Origin of the sequence: Streptococcus sp. (genome assembly GCF_032481935.1) — a bacterium.
Classification (GTDB): Bacteria; Bacillota; Bacilli; order Lactobacillales; family Streptococcaceae; genus Streptococcus.
The window spans coordinates 1-1,144 of the sequence record NZ_JAWERU010000095.1 but is presented as its reverse complement, the minus strand read 5'-3'; the positions used below and the strand labels follow the sequence as shown (position 1 = coordinate 1,144).

Genomic DNA, 1,144 nt, shown 5'->3' with positions numbered 1-1,144 from the left:
ACGTGAAAGTGAACCAGTCTTGATTTGTCCTGCGTTAGTTGCAACTGCGATGTCAGCGATTGTTGAATCTTCAGTTTCACCTGAACGGTGTGATACAACTGCAGTGTAACCAGCTTCTTTAGCCATTTCGATAGCGTCGAATGTTTCAGTAAGAGTACCGATTTGGTTAACTTTGATAAGAATTGAGTTAGCAGCGCCTTCAGCGATACCTCTTTCAAGGTAAGCAGTGTTTGTTACGAAGAAGTCGTCACCAACCAATTGAACTTTACCACCAAGACGTTCAGTAAGAGCTTTCCAACCGTCCCAGTCGTTTTCGTCCATACCATCTTCGATAGTGATGATTGGGTATTTGTTTACCAATTCTTCAAGGTAGTCGATTTGTTCTGCAGAAGTACGAACAGCAGCTCCTTCACCTTCGAATTTAGTGTAGTCGTATACTTTGCGTTCTTTATCGTAGAATTCTGATGATGCACAGTCAAATCCGATAAATACGTCTTTACCTGGAACATAACCAGCAGCTTCGATAGCAGCAAGGATAGTTTCAACACCGTCTTCAGTTCCTTCGAAACGAGGAGCAAATCCACCTTCGTCACCTACAGCTGTTTCAAGACCACGAGATTTAAGGATTTTCTTAAGAGCGTGGAAGATTTCAGCACCCCAACGAAGAGCTTCTTTGAATGTTGGTGCACCAGCAGGTACGATCATGAATTCTTGGAAAGCGATTGGAGCATCTGAGTGAGAACCACCGTTGATGATGTTCATCATTGGAGTTGGAAGAACTTTAGTGTTAAATCCACCAAGGTAGCTGTAAAGTGGGATTTCAAGGTAGTCAGCAGCAGCACGAGCTACAGCGATAGACACACCAAGGATTGCGTTAGCACCCAATTTACCTTTGTTAGGAGTACCGTCAAGTGCGATCATAGCACGGTCGATAGCTTGTTGGTCACGTACATCGTAGCCGATGATTGCTTCAGCGATGATGTTGTTTACGTTGTCAACAGCTTTTTGTGTACCAAGACCACCGTAACGAGATTTGTCACCATCACGAAGTTCAACTGCTTCGTGTTCACCAGTAGAAGCTCCTGATGGAACCATACCACGTCCGAAAGCACCTGATTCAGTGTAAACTTCTACTTCAAGTGTT

At 44.0% G+C, this 1,144-nt stretch carries 1 protein-coding gene; it reads right to left on the bottom strand.

Annotation, left to right across the window (positions count from 1 at the left end; genetic code table 11):
• Positions 1-1,144, bottom strand: a 1,144-nt coding sequence (gene eno, locus E7C97_RS09495; protein ID WP_316109075.1) for a surface-displayed alpha-enolase, incomplete at both ends; no start/stop codon positions are given.